Source organism: Legionella shakespearei DSM 23087 (assembly GCF_000373765.1).
Classification (GTDB): domain Bacteria; phylum Pseudomonadota; class Gammaproteobacteria; order Legionellales; family Legionellaceae; genus Legionella; species Legionella shakespearei.
The window spans coordinates 23070-38221 of record NZ_KB892415.1 but is presented as its reverse complement, the minus strand read 5'-3'; the positions used below and the strand labels follow the sequence as shown (position 1 = coordinate 38221).

Below are 15152 nucleotides of genomic sequence, written 5' to 3'. Positions count from 1 at the left end.
ACGCTTTTTTAAATTAACTCTCTTAGCGTGGTAGCAATGAGTCTTGTAATACCTTAAGCGCCAGCAGCATGCTGAATGAACAAACGCTTGATGGGGGAAAAGTCATTGCAGAAACGCAAACCCAATCCTCGCAGGGAAATGACTGGAGCCTGGGAATTACCAAATAATCGTTTAAAACCTTCCATCAGCATAATCGTTTGCCAGACTGCATGTTTGCGCTCTCTTTGATATGCACCCAGAATTTTACCAGATACCAACGTGTTTTTGCTTGTATCCAGGCATTTGAGCCATGAGCTAATATCGGCCAACCCCAGGTTTAATCCAAGTCCGGCAAGAGGATGAATGGTATGTGCGGCATCTCCCAGAAGCAGCCAATGACTGCCTGCGTATTGTTTTACATGCCTCATGTGCAAGGGGAATTGGTGACGAGTGCTTAACAATTCAATAGTCCCTAATTGATGAGCAAAAGCCCGAGTTAATGCGGTATTAAACTGTTCTTCATCTAATGCCATCAAGTTATGACTACGTTCCGAGTCTGTTGACCAGACTATGGAGCAATGATGCGGATCGGTTAATGGCAGCAACGCCAAGGGACCATCCGGATTAAACACCTGATAGGCTGTGGACTGATGTGCTTTTTCTGTCTTCACCATGGCTACTATGGCATGTTGTTCATAAGGCCAGCTGGTTAATGCAACATCAAGCTTTTGACGGCTGGGCGAATTGGCACCATCGGCCACCATAAGCAATTGCCCATCCCAGACACAATCTTTACTGCTAATCCTGATACCCGAATCCTGGTTCACTACGTCTTCAACAGAGGACTGAGCAAACAAGTGGATTCGCGGTTCATTGCCAATGTGCTCTAACAAGGCCTGTTTCAAAACAGATTCTTCAATAATAAAGCCCAGATTTTGCGCGGCTATCATCCGCGAATCAAAATCAATATACGCACCATTAACACCATCCCAAACATGCATTTGCCTGTAAGGAGAAATACGGGAGCCATCCAAATGCTGCCACACACCCAATTGGGTTAATAAAGATTGTGAGGCTTTATTGATTGCATAAACGCGTAAATCCTGTTTGTCTGCAGTAACGGTCAAAGAGCCCGCATCAATCACTGCTACCGAATAGTTGCGTTGTGCCATGGCCAGGGCAGAAGTTAAACCGACAATACCACCACCTGCGACAAGCACATCAAATTGCTGGGTCATTTTACTTCTCCGGAATTTAACGCAATATCACAAACCAAATCGGGAATAACACCGCCAAAACCACGGGCATAACGCGCCAGTAAATTTTTTAAAGGGGCACAATTATCCAGAACAATTAAACCCAAGTCGCGAGCTAAACCTACGCCGGGAATACGGCTGGAAAATAACTGAACCAAGCCATCGGTAAAACGAGTAATGATCTGTTGATCGTGGTTTCTTAACTGCAGATAGTCATCAAGCATCGCAGCGTTCAAACCTTGTTTGGCAATGCACTGCGCCAAAGTTGCCACATCACGCAAACCCAAATTGAAGCCTTGCCCTGCGACAGGGTGTAAGGTATGAGCCGCATTGCCAACAAAAACCACAGGCCATTGAGCCTGCCTTTGCATCAATACCTGTCTTAAGGGAAAAGAAACCCGTTTTCCAGTTTTGGCAAAGCGCCCTAGCCTGTAACCAAAAGCTTGCTGTAATTCTTTAAGGAAGGCAGCATCATCCAAGCTCATTGCTTGCCTTGCTTTTTCAGGTGTCATAGCCCAAACCAATGACATGCGTTTCTCAGGTAAAGGCAAGAGCGCCAAGGGACCATGGGCAGTAAAACGCTCATAAGCCTGATGCTCATGAGGTTTGCTTAAACCAATATTGGTGACAATCGCATGTTGGTTATATTCTTTAGTAGTTGCGGATAGATCACAGAATTTACGTACCGCAGAATCAGTACCATCAGCAGCAACGATGAGCTGCGCTGTAACCTTTATTTCACCATCTGCCATCATTATGGTGGCGGTATTATTGTTTAAGTTCAGGGAGTTCAGTGTGGCCGGAGCTAAAACCTGATTGCTGTTCAGAACTTGGTGTAACGCCATGCTGATGTAGTGCATTTCCACAACATAGCCTAAGGGATTTTGCTCATCACCCTGCAAACGGGATGCCCCAAAACGATATTGGTCGGACACATGAATCCGGTGAATGCCCATCGCGTATTGTTTAAGAATATCCCAAACACCTATACTGCTTAAAATGCGCTGGCTGGCTGGAGATAAGGCCAGGGAGCGGGCATCAAAATCAGGATTTACCTTATCGGAAAATGCCCTGCTTTCCACTAATAAAGCGCTATAGCCCAAACCTTGCAAAGCAAGCATAAGGGCAGCGCCTGTTAAACCACCACCAACTATAAGTACATCTACCTGTCTGTCAGCCACGCATTAAAGCCTCAATTTCATCTACATCAACGGGCAAAGCCGCAGTTAACACTTCATGCCCGGTCTTGGTGACCAGTACGTCATCTTCAATCCGGACACCGATATTCCACCAACGCTTATCAACACCCGGCGTGCCAGCACTGATGTATAAGCCGGGTTCAACGGTTAATACCATTCCAGCTTCTAAAGGCCGCCATTCATTATTTACTTTGTAGCGCCCGCTATCGTGCACGTCCAGACCTAACCAATGTCCTGAATTATGCATGTAGAAGGGTTTATACGCTTCTTTGGCAATCAGCTCATCAACTGAGCCGTGTAAAAGTCCTAATTCGCACAGGCCTTCAGTAAGAATACGCACTATAATCTGTTGCACGCCATTCCAGGGCAAGCCCGGTTTGATGGCTGCAATTCCTGCTTTTTGTGACTTAAGTACCAATTCATAGATGCTTTTTTGTTCTGGGCTGAACTTACCATTAACAGGAAAAGTACGTGTGATGTCCGCCGCATAATTACCGTATTCGCCCCCGGCATCAATAAGTACCAGATCGCCGCTGCGTAGAGGCTGATCATTATCTGTATAATGCAGGATGCAGGCGTTTTCACCACCACCCACTATGGGATCATAAGCCACGCTGCGACACCCATGGCGACTGAATTCATGAATCAGCTCAGCTTCCAGCTGATACTCATGCTCCAGGTTTTTGCATGCTTGCATGGCCCGTTTATGGGCATCCACAGAAATGCTGGCTGCACGACGCATTAAGTCAAGTTCCGCCTCGCTCTTAAACAAACGCATTTCACTTAAAATTGGCTCCAGATCGCATAGGGATTCAGGCGCTTTGACTCCTCGGCGCACCTGGGCTTTCACCGCTCTTAAAGCCTGTATCACTTGTTTTTCTAATGAAGGATTACGACCAAGGGCGTAATAAATCGCTGCAGATCCAGCGAGTAATTCAGGCAATTTTTCTTTGATAGTGTTTACTGGAAATGCCGCATGCATGCCCAACTGGTTTTCAGCGCCATCTTGTCCCAGACGTTTTCCGGTCCATTGCTCTTCAGCAGGATTGCGGGCACGATTAAACAAGATGCTTTTACTGTCTTTACCACCAGTGATGACCAATAAGGCATCCGGTTCATTAAATCCAGTCAAATAATAAAAATCACTGTCCTGGCGAAACCGGTAGTGCGTGTCGCCATTGCGTAATAATTCATGGGCAGCAGGAATAATTGCCACACTGTCTTCAGGTAATTGTTGCGCCAGTTTTTTTCTTCGCGCCTTATATTCTTCTTGGCTAATCATATCAATGTCCTTTTAAATAAACCGAATTGCTAATGAGTTGTTCCTGCGCCGCCGCGCTCCCTCTCATTCATGACCAAATCACCATGCAGGCGGATTACAGCCAGACGTGCGTATTCACTCACTTCCATTAATGCTTTTTCATCTTCTTCGTCAACATCCAGAGTAGTGCAATCAAGTTCTGCAAATTCGATGATGTGTTGCAACGCTTCCTGAGCTTCCTCTTCGTAGAATTGATCCATGCCTACACCAGCCATGGTTAAGCCTTGGGTAAAACCATCGCACCAGTCAGCAAAAGCCTGGGCACGATCGATTAAGGCTTCATCCTCATCAGGAAGCAGCATTTCAAATTCAAAATCAAAATTATTAATCTGCTGCTGGCTTACGGAAAACACAGCAAACATGGCCAAGAGCGCGCTTCTGCTCGCTTCATCCTTTTTATTATTTAACAAGGCACGCAAATAAGCCTCACCCTGACTGTCTGCTCCTGCACACAGGTAACCGCACATCATTCCATGCAACTCGCTCCCTGAAATTTCAAGGGCTAATACGTCAATGGTTTCAACAAAAGAGTCATACTCTGGCAAATGCAAAGGGGTATTTTCTGCAGACATAATTCGCTCAGCTAAAAAAAGATTTAATGATAACCGATTTACAAAAAGTGTTCACCTACAGCACCATTATTTGCTGCATTCATTCAAAATTGTTACTATTTCCACTAATGGGAAAAGGCAAGGCATAATAATGACTAATATCAAACCCTGTAAAGTTAAATTGTTGAATAAATCATACGAAATCAAATGCCCCGAAGGCGAAGAAAGCAATTTATCACTGGCGGCTGACAGACTTAATGAAAAAATGCTGTCCAACAAAAACAAATTCAAAAAGCTGGATAATTTCCAGATTTTATTGCTTGCTGCTCTGGATATAAGCCATGAACTGGTCATTTCCAAAAATGAACAGGAACAACAGCGGCTGCAAGTAACCCAGTTTATTACTTCGCTGGAAAGTAAAATAAATAAAACCGTTGGTGGAGATGATGATTTACCCCAAACGGATTAAGATCGTTCTATACTCTTAGTTAATAATAAAAATTAAAAGGACTTAATCATGAGACGCCAATGGTACATTGGATTTGGGGTAGTATTATTAGTCCTGCTGGCCTTCTTTGCCATGCTTCACGATGTAAAATGGTTTATCGGTTTCATGATTCCCGTCATCATCCTTTGGATCTATGATATCACTCAGAAAAAGCATACTTTATTACGCAACTTTCCAGTTTTGGGACATGTGCGTTATTTTCTTGAGTTTCTTCGCCCGGAGATTCAACAATATTTTATTGCAACCGATGAAAGTGAATTGCCTTTTAGCCGTGAAACACGCTCTCTGGTGTATCAGCGCGCTAAAAACCTGCGCGATACCATACCTTTTGGTACGGGCAGGGATATTTTGAGTGTCGGTTATACCTGGGCCTTGCATTCCCTGGTTCCCAAACATGCATCCGAGGTTGAGGAGCGTATTTTAGTCGGCGGGCCTGATTGTAAAAAGCCTTACAGTGCCTCACGCCTCAATATTTCAGCAATGAGCTTCGGTGCGTTATCCGCCAATGCCCTGATGGCGCTTAATCGTGGCGCAATGATAGGCGGCTTTGCCCATAATACGGGTGAAGGTGGTTTAAGCCAGCACCATCTGCAGGGAGGCGATATCATTTTCCAGATAGGCACTGCCTATTTTGGTTGCCGCGACGAAGACGGTAACTTTGATGATAAGGAATTTGCAATAGAAGCCAATCGCGATGAAGTGAAAATGATTGAAGTCAAGTTGTCGCAGGGTGCCAAGCCATCGCACGGAGGCATATTGCCTGCTGCTAAATTAACCGAAGAAATAGCCAAAGTAAGAAAAGTTAAAATGGGTAAAGATGTATTATCCCCCATAGCACACACCGCTTTTGATACCCCCACCGGTTTGCTCCATTTTCTGCAAAAGCTACGGGAGCTTTCTGGAGGAAAACCAGTTGGTTTCAAATTATGCCTTGGACGCAGAGATGAGTTTTTCGCAATTTGCAAAGCCATGCTAAAAACCAATATTTTACCCGATTTTATTACCGTTGATGGTGCCGAAGGGGGTACAGGGGCAGCACCGGTAGAATACGTTAATTTTATAGGCACCCCTTTAGAGGCAGGCCTGGTGTTTGTCCACAATGCTTTGGTAGGCATAAACGTTCGCGATAAAATTCGTATCATCTGCAGCGGCAAAGTGGCTAATGGTTTTGATATGGTAACCAATATTGCTCTCGGTGCTGACATGTGTAATTCAGCGCGCGCCATGATGATGGCAGCGGGATGCATTCAGTCGAGACAATGCAATGCCAATACCTGCCCCACAGGGGTCGCCACACAAAATGAACGCCTGCAATATGGTCTGGTAGTCGATGAAAAGAAACATCATATAGCAAATTTCCATAAAAACACTATGAAAAGCTTTTTGGAAATGGTGGGAGCCTTGGGCCTGGATAATCCCAGCGATTTAAATCCCAGCCACATCATGCGTCGTATTGATGTGGATCAAGTGCGGTCATTTGATGAAATCTATGAATATCTTTCGCCAGGACAATTGTTGGGAACCAATATTCCTGAATACCTCAAAATCTGGTGGGATAAGGCCGACCCTGATACATTTTAACACCAAGGTAACGATCCTATGGGTTCAATTGAAATTTGATCAGCTATACTTAATTTAACGTGAGTTTTCGGATAAGAAGCTTGTTTTATCCAGTCGTTACTTCGATGCCGTTCGGGCTGAGGAGAGGCGGTAGCCTCGTCTCGAAGCCTTAGCACCGTGCCAAGGCTTCGAGACAGCGCTATCGCGCTTCCTCAGCCGATCGAGGTAAACACTGGCTCAAACAACTTTCTTATCCGAAACTCATAATTTAATAGGGAGTTTCTGCTGTCCAGAGTCTGTCAACAGATCCTAATAATTAAATGGAATTGTTATCAATAATGAACATTAAAAATAACATCACACCAAGTAGCATTATCCTTAAAAGCCATGTAAACCGTTATACGTTTTTAGGCTTAGCCATTGCATTAAGCAGTATTCTGATTGCAAGCCTCGTTGTTTCTTATCAGATGACTGGTGAAGTGAGCCTGGCAGGGTTTATCCTGGCCCAGAAGTCCAATCCGGCAATCTGGATTTTGAATTTAACTCCTTTTATGTTTGGGTATTGGGGACAGGCCTTTTGTGAAGGTCTGGTTGACAAAGCCCAGTCTTTTCTTGGTGACAGAACCAAAGAGTTTCTGAATATCAGCAATAACCTCGAATTAAAACTTAAATATGAAAGCAATCACGACAGCCTGACTAATTTACCCAACGCACGCATGTTTACAGAACAAATCGATCATGATATCCAACAATTGGGAAATCAAGGCCAGCTTGCTGTCATTGTCATAAAAATCAATGACTTCCAGAATATTAATTATAACTTCGGTACCTTCAATGCCAATACTGTTATAATTCAGTTTGCCGAGAAATTAAAAGGGATTTTAATCGATCCTTATATGTTACAAGTATCACTTGGCATCAATATAGTGGCACGTCTGCACAGCGATGAATTTGCCCTGTTACTGCCGCGCCTGAAAAAGGATTTTAATGCCGATGAATTGTTATCTTCCTTGCTAAAATTAATCACCGCCAACCTGATGATTGATGGTATTAACATTAACATCACGACTACCTCTGGAATGGCTATTTATCCTGCCCACGGAGAGGAGGCAGAAACATTACTGCATAATGCGAGTATTGCGGTCCACCATGCGCGCAAAGAAGGCCGCCCTTACACCCTTTACAATACCGGGATGGAAGAGGATTTCACCCAAAATAAAATCATGCTTAATGAGTTGAAACGCTCTATAGAAAACAATGATCTGGAAATTTATTACCAACCTCTGGTTGAGCTGGCCAGCGGAAAAATCGTTGGCGCTGAATCATTGGTCCGTTTCGAACACCCTGTTTATGGTATCCTGAGTGCAGAAAAATTTATCCCTTTGGTTGAGGGAACCAGTTTAATTCATCTTTTGACTGCCTTTATGCTTAAAGGGGTTATTAAGCAAATTGCAAGCTGGCATGAAGCCGGCTATATGCTGTCTGCCTCTGTTAATTTATCTGTAAAGGATGCTTCTGACAGGGAATTGCCAGGATTTATTGAAAAATTATTGCGTGATTATGAAGTTGCCCCTGAATTTTTGAAACTGGAGTTTACAGAAAGGGCATGTTTAACCGATCAGGCTACAACAAAAGAAGTATTGGAGCAGTTATCTACTATGGGCATTAAATTATCCATAGATGATTTTTGCAGTGGTTATTCTTCCTTTATTTATTTAACCAATTATCCTATTGATGACATTAAAATTGAAAAATCTTATGTATTAAAAATGACGAAAGATGCCAAAAAGGCAAAAATTGTAGAAGCCATTATTAAATTGGCCCAGACTTTAGGATTAGAAGCTATGGCTGATGGTATTGCAGACGAAGCTACTCTGGAACAATTAAAAGAACTCGGCTGCACTTATGGACAGGGCTTTTATTTTTCCCGCGCAGTAACAGCTACCGATTTTAAACGATTATTGTCTAAAAAAGTGTCTCACAAAAAATAAGTTTGCATAATCAACCGTCACGTCTCTTCTTTAAGCTCTCGTTGTCCTGAGCTGAGGAATCCCCACGAAATTTCCCCCTGAACCTGTATTGTGACTCGCTAATCAAGAATACAAAAGAGCATCATGCCAAGAAAACCGAGCCGCGACCGTGAGGAAGCGGAACAGTTCGATGCACTCCATGATTGATTTCTCATTAGGTGTACATCCAAAATTTCCGCTCCCTTACGGTCGCGGCTCGGTTTTCTTTAGGTAATGAGCGCATAAGCAAACAGGAAATGCAGGACTCATAAATAAATCATTTTCGTGGAGATACTTCAGGTCCTGGGTACATCTTTTTGCGCGAAGGAGCTCCACATCTTGGTACCATGCCGCGCTCAGGACGACGTGGATCTGGGGGAAGCGGCACTACTCCCCCCTGTACTCTTGATGTCCATGCGCGAATACGGGCTATAAAAAAATCAATTTGCCTAAAGAGTACAATTTACACCGTCATGGGTATATACTCTAACTATAACCCGCTGGCGAGTGATTTTAGAACCAACACTCACAGACAGGGGAGCATCCTGAAATTGGCGTTGTGCAAGCCCACCCTGCAGTGGGAAGCCTGAACCGATTCATCCGCCCCCCACTTGAACCTCAGGGTTCAAAATCGATGCTGTCGGGTTATATCTTAAGTAATTGCTCTTTCATTAAAAGGTATTCATCCCTTACTTTCGCTGCCAGCTCAAACTCCATATTTTTGGCATGTACATACATTTGCTTTTCCAGAACATTGATTTGCTTGACCAATTCCTGTTGCGACCAGTGCATGTACTCCGGTGTTTTTTCAGCTACGGTCGTCTTACGTTTACCTATGTATGCACCTTCCAGAATATCAGCAACTGATTTGTTAATTCCTATAGGAGTAATGCCATGTTGCTCATTAAAAGCTTTTTGCTTTTCGCGGCGCCGTTGTGTTTCATCCAATGCGCGTTTCATGGAACCCGTAATCTTATCTGCATAAAGTATAGCCCGACCCTTCACATTACGGGCAGCTCGGCCAATAGTCTGAATCAGGGAACGATCGGAGCGTAAAAATCCTTCCTTATCCGCATCAAGGATAGCAACCAGAGCAACTTCAGGCATATCCAGTCCTTCGCGCAACAAGTTAATGCCTACTAAAACATCAAACTCTCCCAGACGCAAATCGCGAATGATTTCTACACGCTCTACCGTATCCACGTCAGAATGGAGATATCGCACTTTAACACCATGTTCAGTCAGATAATCGGTTAAATCCTCAGCCATTCGTTTTGTTAAAGTGGTCACCAAAACACGTCCGCCGTCTTTGATTACCTGGCGAATTTCAGACATCAAATCATCAACCTGAGTTCTGACGGGTCTGATTTCTACTTCAGGATCAATCAAACCGGTAGGTCTGACGACCTGTTCTGCAACATTGTCAGAATGATCCTGTTCATAAGGACCAGGAGTTGCAGAAATGTAAATGGTTTGCGGCGAGCGGCCTTCAAATTCTTCAAAGCGCATGGGGCGGTTATCCAGAGCGGAGGGCAGACGAAAACCATAATTTACCAGGGTTTCTTTCCGTGAGCGGTCGCCTTTATACATTCCACCAATCTGCGGTACAGTAACATGTGATTCATCAATGATGAGCAAGGCTTCGGGCGGCAAATAATCAAATAAGGTCGGCGGTGGCTCCCCTTCCTGGCGGCCAGATAAATAACGCGAGTAATTTTCAATGCCCGAGCAATATCCCAGTTCCAACATCATTTCTATATCAAAATAAGTACGTTGTTCCAGACGTTGCGCTTCGACCAGTTTGTTTTGTCTGTTAAACTCTTCAAGCCTGTGCTGCAATTCATCTTTTACCAAATCCACCGTCTCTAAAATGCGCTCGCGCGGGGTCACAAAGTGAGTTTTAGGGAAAATGGTAACACGGGGCAGGCGATGCAGGATTTCACCTGTCAAAGGATCAAAGCGGGCAATGTTTTCGATTTCATCATCAAATAACTCTACCCGTATCGCTTCTTTTTCTGAATCAGCTGGAAAAATATCAATCACATCACCATGCACTCTGAACTGACCACGCTCCAGGCTCATAGTACTGCGGGTGTATTGCATTTCCGCAAGACGCTTTAAAATTTTACGCTGCCCTGATTGTTCTCCACGGGATAGATGTAATACCATACGTAGATAGGAATCGGGATCACCCAGACCATAGATTGCAGAAACGGTAGCAACAATAATCGCGTCTTTACGCTCAATGAGTGCTTTAGTCGCAGATAAACGCATCTGCTCTATATGTTCATTAATGGATGAATCTTTTTCTATAAAGGTATCTGAAGAAGGGACATACGCTTCAGGCTGGTAATAATCGTAATAGGACACGAAATATTCTACTGCATTGTCGGGAAAGAAGGCTTTAAACTCGCCATAGAGTTGGGCCGCAAGCGTTTTATTGGGCGCCATGATTAAAGTAGGCCTTTTCATGGCCTGAATAACATGAGCTATAGTAAAGGTTTTACCGGAGCCGGTTACACCTAATAGTGTTTGTTTGGCCAAGCCGGATTCCAGGCCGTCAATTAATGAAGCTATTGCAGTAGGCTGATCACCAGCAGGCTGGTAATTTGAATAAATTTTAAATAAGTCTTTCATATTCTATATTATATGCTAGGACACCCTTAATTCACAGGAGTAAACGATGGATATCGCATTGGCGAAGCGTGTGCAGAAAGTAAAGCCCTCACCTACCTTGGCTGTAGCAGCAAAAGCTGCCCAAATGAAAGCTCAGGGACTTGATATTATTGGTTTGGGTACAGGCGAGCCTGATTTTGACACACCCCAACATATTAAGCTGGCTGCCATCTCAGCTATTGAAGCTGGCGATACCAAATACACTGCTGTTGACGGCATACCTGAATTAAAAGAAGCAGTACAAAACAAATTCAAAAGAGATAATGACCTGGATTATCAACTGAATCAGATTCTGGTTTCTGTAGGTGGCAAGCAAAGTTGTTACAACTTATGCCAGGCTTTTCTTAATGCTGGCGATGAGGTGATCATCCCGGCTCCTTATTGGGTATCTTATCCAGATATGGTCTTGCTTGCTGATGGTGCACCCGTAATTATTGAAACTACTCCGGCACAACGCTATAAAATAAATGCTCAGCAATTGGAACAGGCTATTACGCCCAAAACCAAAATGATTTTTCTGAACAGCCCGTCTAATCCCTCTGGAATTGCTTATACACTGGATGAATTAAAAGCTTTAGGAGAGGTATTAAAAAAACACCCTCAGATCCTGATTGCCACTGATGACATGTACGAACACATCCTGTGGAGCCAGCCTTTTGCCAATATTTTAAATGCATGTCCCGAATTATATGACAGAACTATAGTGCTCAATGGCGTTTCCAAAGCTTACGCCATGACTGGCTGGAGAATAGGTTACGCAGCAGGCCCATTGCCTTTAATGAATGCCATGAAAACCATTCAATCACAGTCTACATCAAATCCTTGCTCAATTGCTCAGAGAGCAGCTGTGGCCGCATTAAGCGGCAGTAATGACAGCGTCAATGAAATGGTTAACGCCTTTCACCAACGACACGATTACGTGGCAGATCGCTTACAAAGTATACCTGGAATTGAAGTAATTCCCGCTGATGGTACCTTTTACATCTTCCCCAGCGTACAGGCAATCATAGAAAAACGTGGTTACGCCAATGACATTGAGTTTTCTGAGCGTTTATTGAATGAAGTAGGCGTGGCCTTAGTACCCGGCTCAGCCTTCGGCACCGAAGGCTGCATCCGTCTTTCTTTTGCAACAGGAATAGATACTCTGAAGGACGCTCTGAACCGATTACAACGTTTTTGTAATTAGAGTTTACGCACCGATCCGTAGCCCGTATTAGCGAAGCGTAATACGGGAATTTTCCAAAATGAATCTCTGATCCATATCGTCCTGAGCGAAGTGGCAATCAACTCATTCCCGTATTACGGCTACGCCTAATACGGGCTACAAAACAGTTTAACTCCCACTCTTTTAAGACCAAAAACCACACTGTTTACACAATCTGGCAAAACATAAACCGACGTTAAAAAAAATATATAAAATATACTTGCTTCTCACGCAAAATCGTTTTAAGATTCCGCCTCATTCCCTGGTAGCTCAGTCGGTAGAGCGGATGACTGTTAATCATTAGGTCGGCGGTTCGAGCCCGTCCCAGGGAGCCAACTCCAGCAAGGTTTTTCATCTCTCTTATCAAAATATAAAATTTTACATGTCTAAGTTTGGGGTAGAGCCTGAAAGGTATTAGTGATGCTCACAAGTGACAAGGATTTAAAATGAAAAAAATACTTTATGGATGTATATTAGTTTTCTTCTCTCAAATCTTAAACGCCCAAGTGTTGCCCTCTTTTGACAAAATTACCCAGCATCTTTCGAAGGGTAACAAAGCAAGTCTTCTAATTGATTTAACTCAGTGCTCTATTGATGATCCGAATGAAATTAAAATACATGTTGCCAAATGGCAGATAAACCCACAAGTCATTACCTTTAACGATGAACTCATTTCAGTTGATGGGAGTAAATATGCTCATGGCAGAGCCCCCTTAACAGCAGCTGGCGTCATGCAACGAGGAACCATTTTAGTTGATAGACAAGGAAACGCACAAATTGTTTTGGCCTTTTTTGATATAGAAACTAATAAAAAAATAATGAACAACGTCAACATAACCTGCCATCTCAACGAAGGACTGAAATTTTTTGGACTAAAATAAGTACCACCAATACAGTCTTTTAATTTAAATTCAACCTGCAAATACATAAATTAATGAGTAACTGCGTCACTGTAATCCATGTGCAGTGACGTAGAAATTCCCAAAGTGATGGACTCGGCTATTTTCTGCATTCGTATACAAAACTGGAGTCACCTTCATCTGGGCTAATGGACTTATCAAAAGCCTTAATTATTTTTCATTTTTTTCTTGCTCAAAAAAAACAAAACTGATATACACACTTCATAGCACAGTACATGACCATCCGCTACTGTTCTTACTCAAAAATCAATCAATTTATTCGGAATGGAATCAAATAATCCTATGTCAAAAATCCTGAACCAAATGAATAAAATGGAACTTGATACACCATGTCTGGTTATTGAGAAAAGCGCATTGGAGTTTAATTTAAATGTAATGCGTCAACATTCGCAAAATACCAAAGTGGACATTCGCCCCCATGTAAAAACTCATAAATGCTCAAAATTGGCTAAGCTGCAGATAGAATATGGCGCAATAGGTATAAGTGCTGCAAAAGTGTCTGAAGCGGAAGCTCTTATTCATGCGGGAATAAATAATATTTTAATTACCTCTCCTGTAATCACTACAAATAAAATACAGCGTTTCATCTCATGTCTGAAAAAAGTCCCTGAAACCCTGGTCGTTGTAGATAATGAAAGAAATTTGCATGATTTAAATGAGGCAGGCCAGGCAATTCAATCCAGGATCAATGTCTTGATTGACCTGGATCCCGGAATAGGCAGAACAGGCATCAAATCTGAAGATGCATTAAATTTTGCTTTGAAAATAAGCCAGTTAAAATGGCTGAATCTTATGGGTATTCAATGCTATGCAGGTAATCTTCAACATATAAGCTCCTATGAAGAGAGAAAAAATCGTTCATTGCAGGTCATGGAGATGGCAAGTAATGTAGTTAAACAATTCAAAGCAGCAGGAATACCTTGCCCAATACTAACAGGTACCGGAACAGGTACTTACGATATAGATGTTGATGCCTCAGAAGTCACCGAAATTCAGCCAGGATCGTATACGGTTATGGATGTTGAATACAGCATCATAGGCTCTAAAACCAATAGCACCTCATTCACCACGTTTAAACCTGCAATGACTCTTCTAACAACGGTTATTAGCAGCAACAGAAAAGAACATGTCACCGTTGATAGCGGAACAAAATCCATTTATTTCGATATCAAAAACAAACCTGAAATTATCAGTCATAAAGGATTACATTATGGCTGGGGTGGCTTTGGTGATGAACATGGAAAAATTACTGCAGATAAGGACAGTGAACTTCCCAAAAATGGAGAGCTTATAGAACTTATCGTTCCTCATTGTGATCCAACAATTAATCTCTTTGATAAATTTTATATTGCCAATAATGGAGTAATTGAAGATATTTGGGAAATTGACCTGCGGGGCAAGTCACAGTAAATCATTGATTACAGATACGCAAATGGTAACGAGTGCTGACATGATAGACAATTTAGAAGTGATTACTCCATCTGCAGAACACAGTAAAGAACTATGCGATTTATTAATAGAATCTATTACTGTAAATTGTACAGCCGATTACAATAATGACCCACAGATAATGAAAGAATGGCTGGACAATAAAACTCCGATAAATGTTGCTCAATGGATTAACTCACCCAACAACATATCTTTAGCTGCTCTTGATACTTTTGAAGGTAAATTTGCAGGTTTTGTCTTAATGAAAAAAGATGGGGAAATATTATTAAATTATGTTCTTCCTTCTCATATCTATAAAGGTGTTGGTAAAGTCCTGTTAAAAGGAGTAGAACACATTGCAAAGTCATCTGGAATTAAAACACTTTCGGTTATCAGTACAATAACCGCAAAAAATTTTTATGAAAGAAATGGTTTTGTTGCAAGCGGCGAACCTGAATATGTAGGAGCTATCTTAGGGGATTTTCCTCTAATCAAACATTTGAACACAGTGTAGTCAAAATCTACGTGTTTAGTATTTATT

Annotated in this window: 12 protein-coding genes, 1 tRNA gene and 1 other RNA gene; 9 read left to right on the top strand and 5 right to left on the bottom strand. The window is 42.5% G+C overall.

Annotation, left to right across the window (positions count from 1 at the left end):
• Positions 1-53 precede the first annotated feature (53 nt).
• The 4 genes from B094_RS0111080 to B094_RS0111065 are packed head-to-tail and all read right to left on the bottom strand — an operon-like array spanning position 54 to position 4327.
• A complete protein-coding gene (locus B094_RS0111080) occupies positions 54-1217 on the bottom strand; it encodes an FAD-dependent monooxygenase (RefSeq protein WP_018577878.1) in 1164 nt (387 codons plus the stop codon).
• Positions 1214-2416 (bottom strand): 2-octaprenyl-6-methoxyphenyl hydroxylase, encoded by a 1203-nt coding sequence (gene ubiH, locus B094_RS0111075; protein ID WP_018577877.1) that lies wholly within the window; start codon positions 2414-2416, stop codon positions 1214-1216. The genes B094_RS0111080 and ubiH overlap by 4 nt, the downstream gene beginning before the upstream one ends.
• Complete coding sequence (pepP, locus tag B094_RS0111070; protein WP_018577876.1) at positions 2409-3716, bottom strand: Xaa-Pro aminopeptidase; 1308 nt, start codon at positions 3714-3716, stop codon at positions 2409-2411. Before pepP ends, ubiH begins: the two co-directional genes overlap by 8 nt.
• A gap of 29 nt (positions 3717-3745) precedes the next feature.
• A complete protein-coding gene (locus B094_RS0111065) occupies positions 3746-4327 on the bottom strand; it encodes a UPF0149 family protein (RefSeq protein ID WP_018577875.1) in 582 nt (193 codons plus the stop codon).
• Positions 4328-4457: 130 nt separating this feature from the next.
• Here B094_RS0111065 and B094_RS0111060 point away from each other — a divergent pair, with 130 nt between their 5' ends.
• From B094_RS0111060 to ssrS, 4 genes are all read left to right on the top strand, one after another.
• A complete protein-coding gene (locus tag B094_RS0111060; RefSeq protein ID WP_018577874.1) occupies positions 4458-4775 on the top strand; it encodes a cell division protein ZapA in 318 nt (105 codons plus the stop codon).
• Between the two features lie 48 nt (positions 4776-4823).
• Positions 4824-6395 carry an FMN-binding glutamate synthase family protein gene (locus tag B094_RS0111055; protein WP_018577873.1) on the top strand — a complete coding sequence of 524 codons (1572 nt, stop codon included), beginning with the start codon at positions 4824-4826 and terminating at the stop codon, positions 6393-6395.
• A gap of 317 nt (positions 6396-6712) precedes the next feature.
• Positions 6713-8365, top strand: a complete 1653-nt coding sequence (locus B094_RS0111050; protein ID WP_018577872.1) for a putative bifunctional diguanylate cyclase/phosphodiesterase — start codon at positions 6713-6715, stop codon at positions 8363-8365.
• A 509-nt stretch (positions 8366-8874) separates the two neighbouring features.
• A non-coding RNA gene (gene ssrS, locus B094_RS16995) (6S RNA) lies at positions 8875-9034 on the top strand.
• Here the strand turns inward: ssrS and uvrB are convergent.
• Positions 9029-11020 (bottom strand): excinuclease ABC subunit UvrB, encoded by a 1992-nt coding sequence (gene uvrB, locus B094_RS0111045; RefSeq protein WP_018577871.1) that lies wholly within the window; start codon positions 11018-11020, stop codon positions 9029-9031. The genes ssrS and uvrB overlap by 6 nt on opposite strands.
• 46 nt (positions 11021-11066) lie before the next feature.
• Between uvrB and B094_RS0111040 the strand changes: the two genes are divergently transcribed.
• The 5 genes from B094_RS0111040 to B094_RS16120 all read left to right on the top strand — a co-directional run bounded on the left by B094_RS0111040 (position 11067) and on the right by B094_RS16120 (position 15125).
• Positions 11067-12245, top strand: coding sequence for a pyridoxal phosphate-dependent aminotransferase (locus B094_RS0111040; protein ID WP_018577870.1), 1179 nt, complete (start codon positions 11067-11069; stop codon positions 12243-12245).
• Positions 12246-12522: 277 nt separating this feature from the next.
• Positions 12523-12598, top strand: a tRNA-Asn gene (locus B094_RS0111035).
• 111 nt (positions 12599-12709) lie between these two features.
• A complete protein-coding gene (locus tag B094_RS0111030; protein WP_018577869.1) occupies positions 12710-13144 on the top strand; it encodes a hypothetical protein in 435 nt (144 codons plus the stop codon).
• Between the two features lie 321 nt (positions 13145-13465).
• Positions 13466-14593 (top strand): DSD1 family PLP-dependent enzyme, encoded by a 1128-nt coding sequence (locus B094_RS0111025; protein ID WP_018577868.1) that lies wholly within the window; start codon positions 13466-13468, stop codon positions 14591-14593.
• Between the two features lie 40 nt (positions 14594-14633).
• On the top strand, positions 14634-15125 hold the full coding sequence (locus B094_RS16120; protein WP_051078216.1) for a GNAT family N-acetyltransferase: 492 nt from the start codon (positions 14634-14636) through the stop codon (positions 15123-15125).
• Positions 15126-15152 lie beyond the last annotated feature (27 nt).

Bases quoted from the DNA above. Each gene is read 5' to 3' on its own strand.
- B094_RS0111080 (WP_018577878.1), bottom strand. From the start codon at position 1,217: ATGACCCAGCAATTTGATGTGCTTGTCGCAGGTGGTGGTATTGTCGGT.
- pepP (WP_018577876.1), bottom strand. From the start codon at position 3,716: ATGATTAGCCAAGAAGAATATAAGGCGCGAAGAAAAAAACTGGCGCAA.
- B094_RS0111065 (WP_018577875.1), bottom strand. From the start codon at position 4,327: ATGTCTGCAGAAAATACCCCTTTGCATTTGCCAGAGTATGACTCTTTT.
- B094_RS0111060 (WP_018577874.1), top strand. From the start codon at position 4,458: ATGACTAATATCAAACCCTGTAAAGTTAAATTGTTGAATAAATCATAC.
- B094_RS0111055 (WP_018577873.1), top strand. From the start codon at position 4,824: ATGAGACGCCAATGGTACATTGGATTTGGGGTAGTATTATTAGTCCTG.
- B094_RS0111050 (WP_018577872.1), top strand. From the start codon at position 6,713: ATGAACATTAAAAATAACATCACACCAAGTAGCATTATCCTTAAAAGC.
- uvrB (WP_018577871.1), bottom strand. From the start codon at position 11,020: ATGAAAGACTTATTTAAAATTTATTCAAATTACCAGCCTGCTGGTGAT.
- B094_RS0111040 (WP_018577870.1), top strand. From the start codon at position 11,067: ATGGATATCGCATTGGCGAAGCGTGTGCAGAAAGTAAAGCCCTCACCT.
- B094_RS0111030 (WP_018577869.1), top strand. From the start codon at position 12,710: ATGAAAAAAATACTTTATGGATGTATATTAGTTTTCTTCTCTCAAATC.
- B094_RS0111025 (WP_018577868.1), top strand. From the start codon at position 13,466: ATGTCAAAAATCCTGAACCAAATGAATAAAATGGAACTTGATACACCA.
- B094_RS16120 (WP_051078216.1), top strand. From the start codon at position 14,634: ATGATAGACAATTTAGAAGTGATTACTCCATCTGCAGAACACAGTAAA.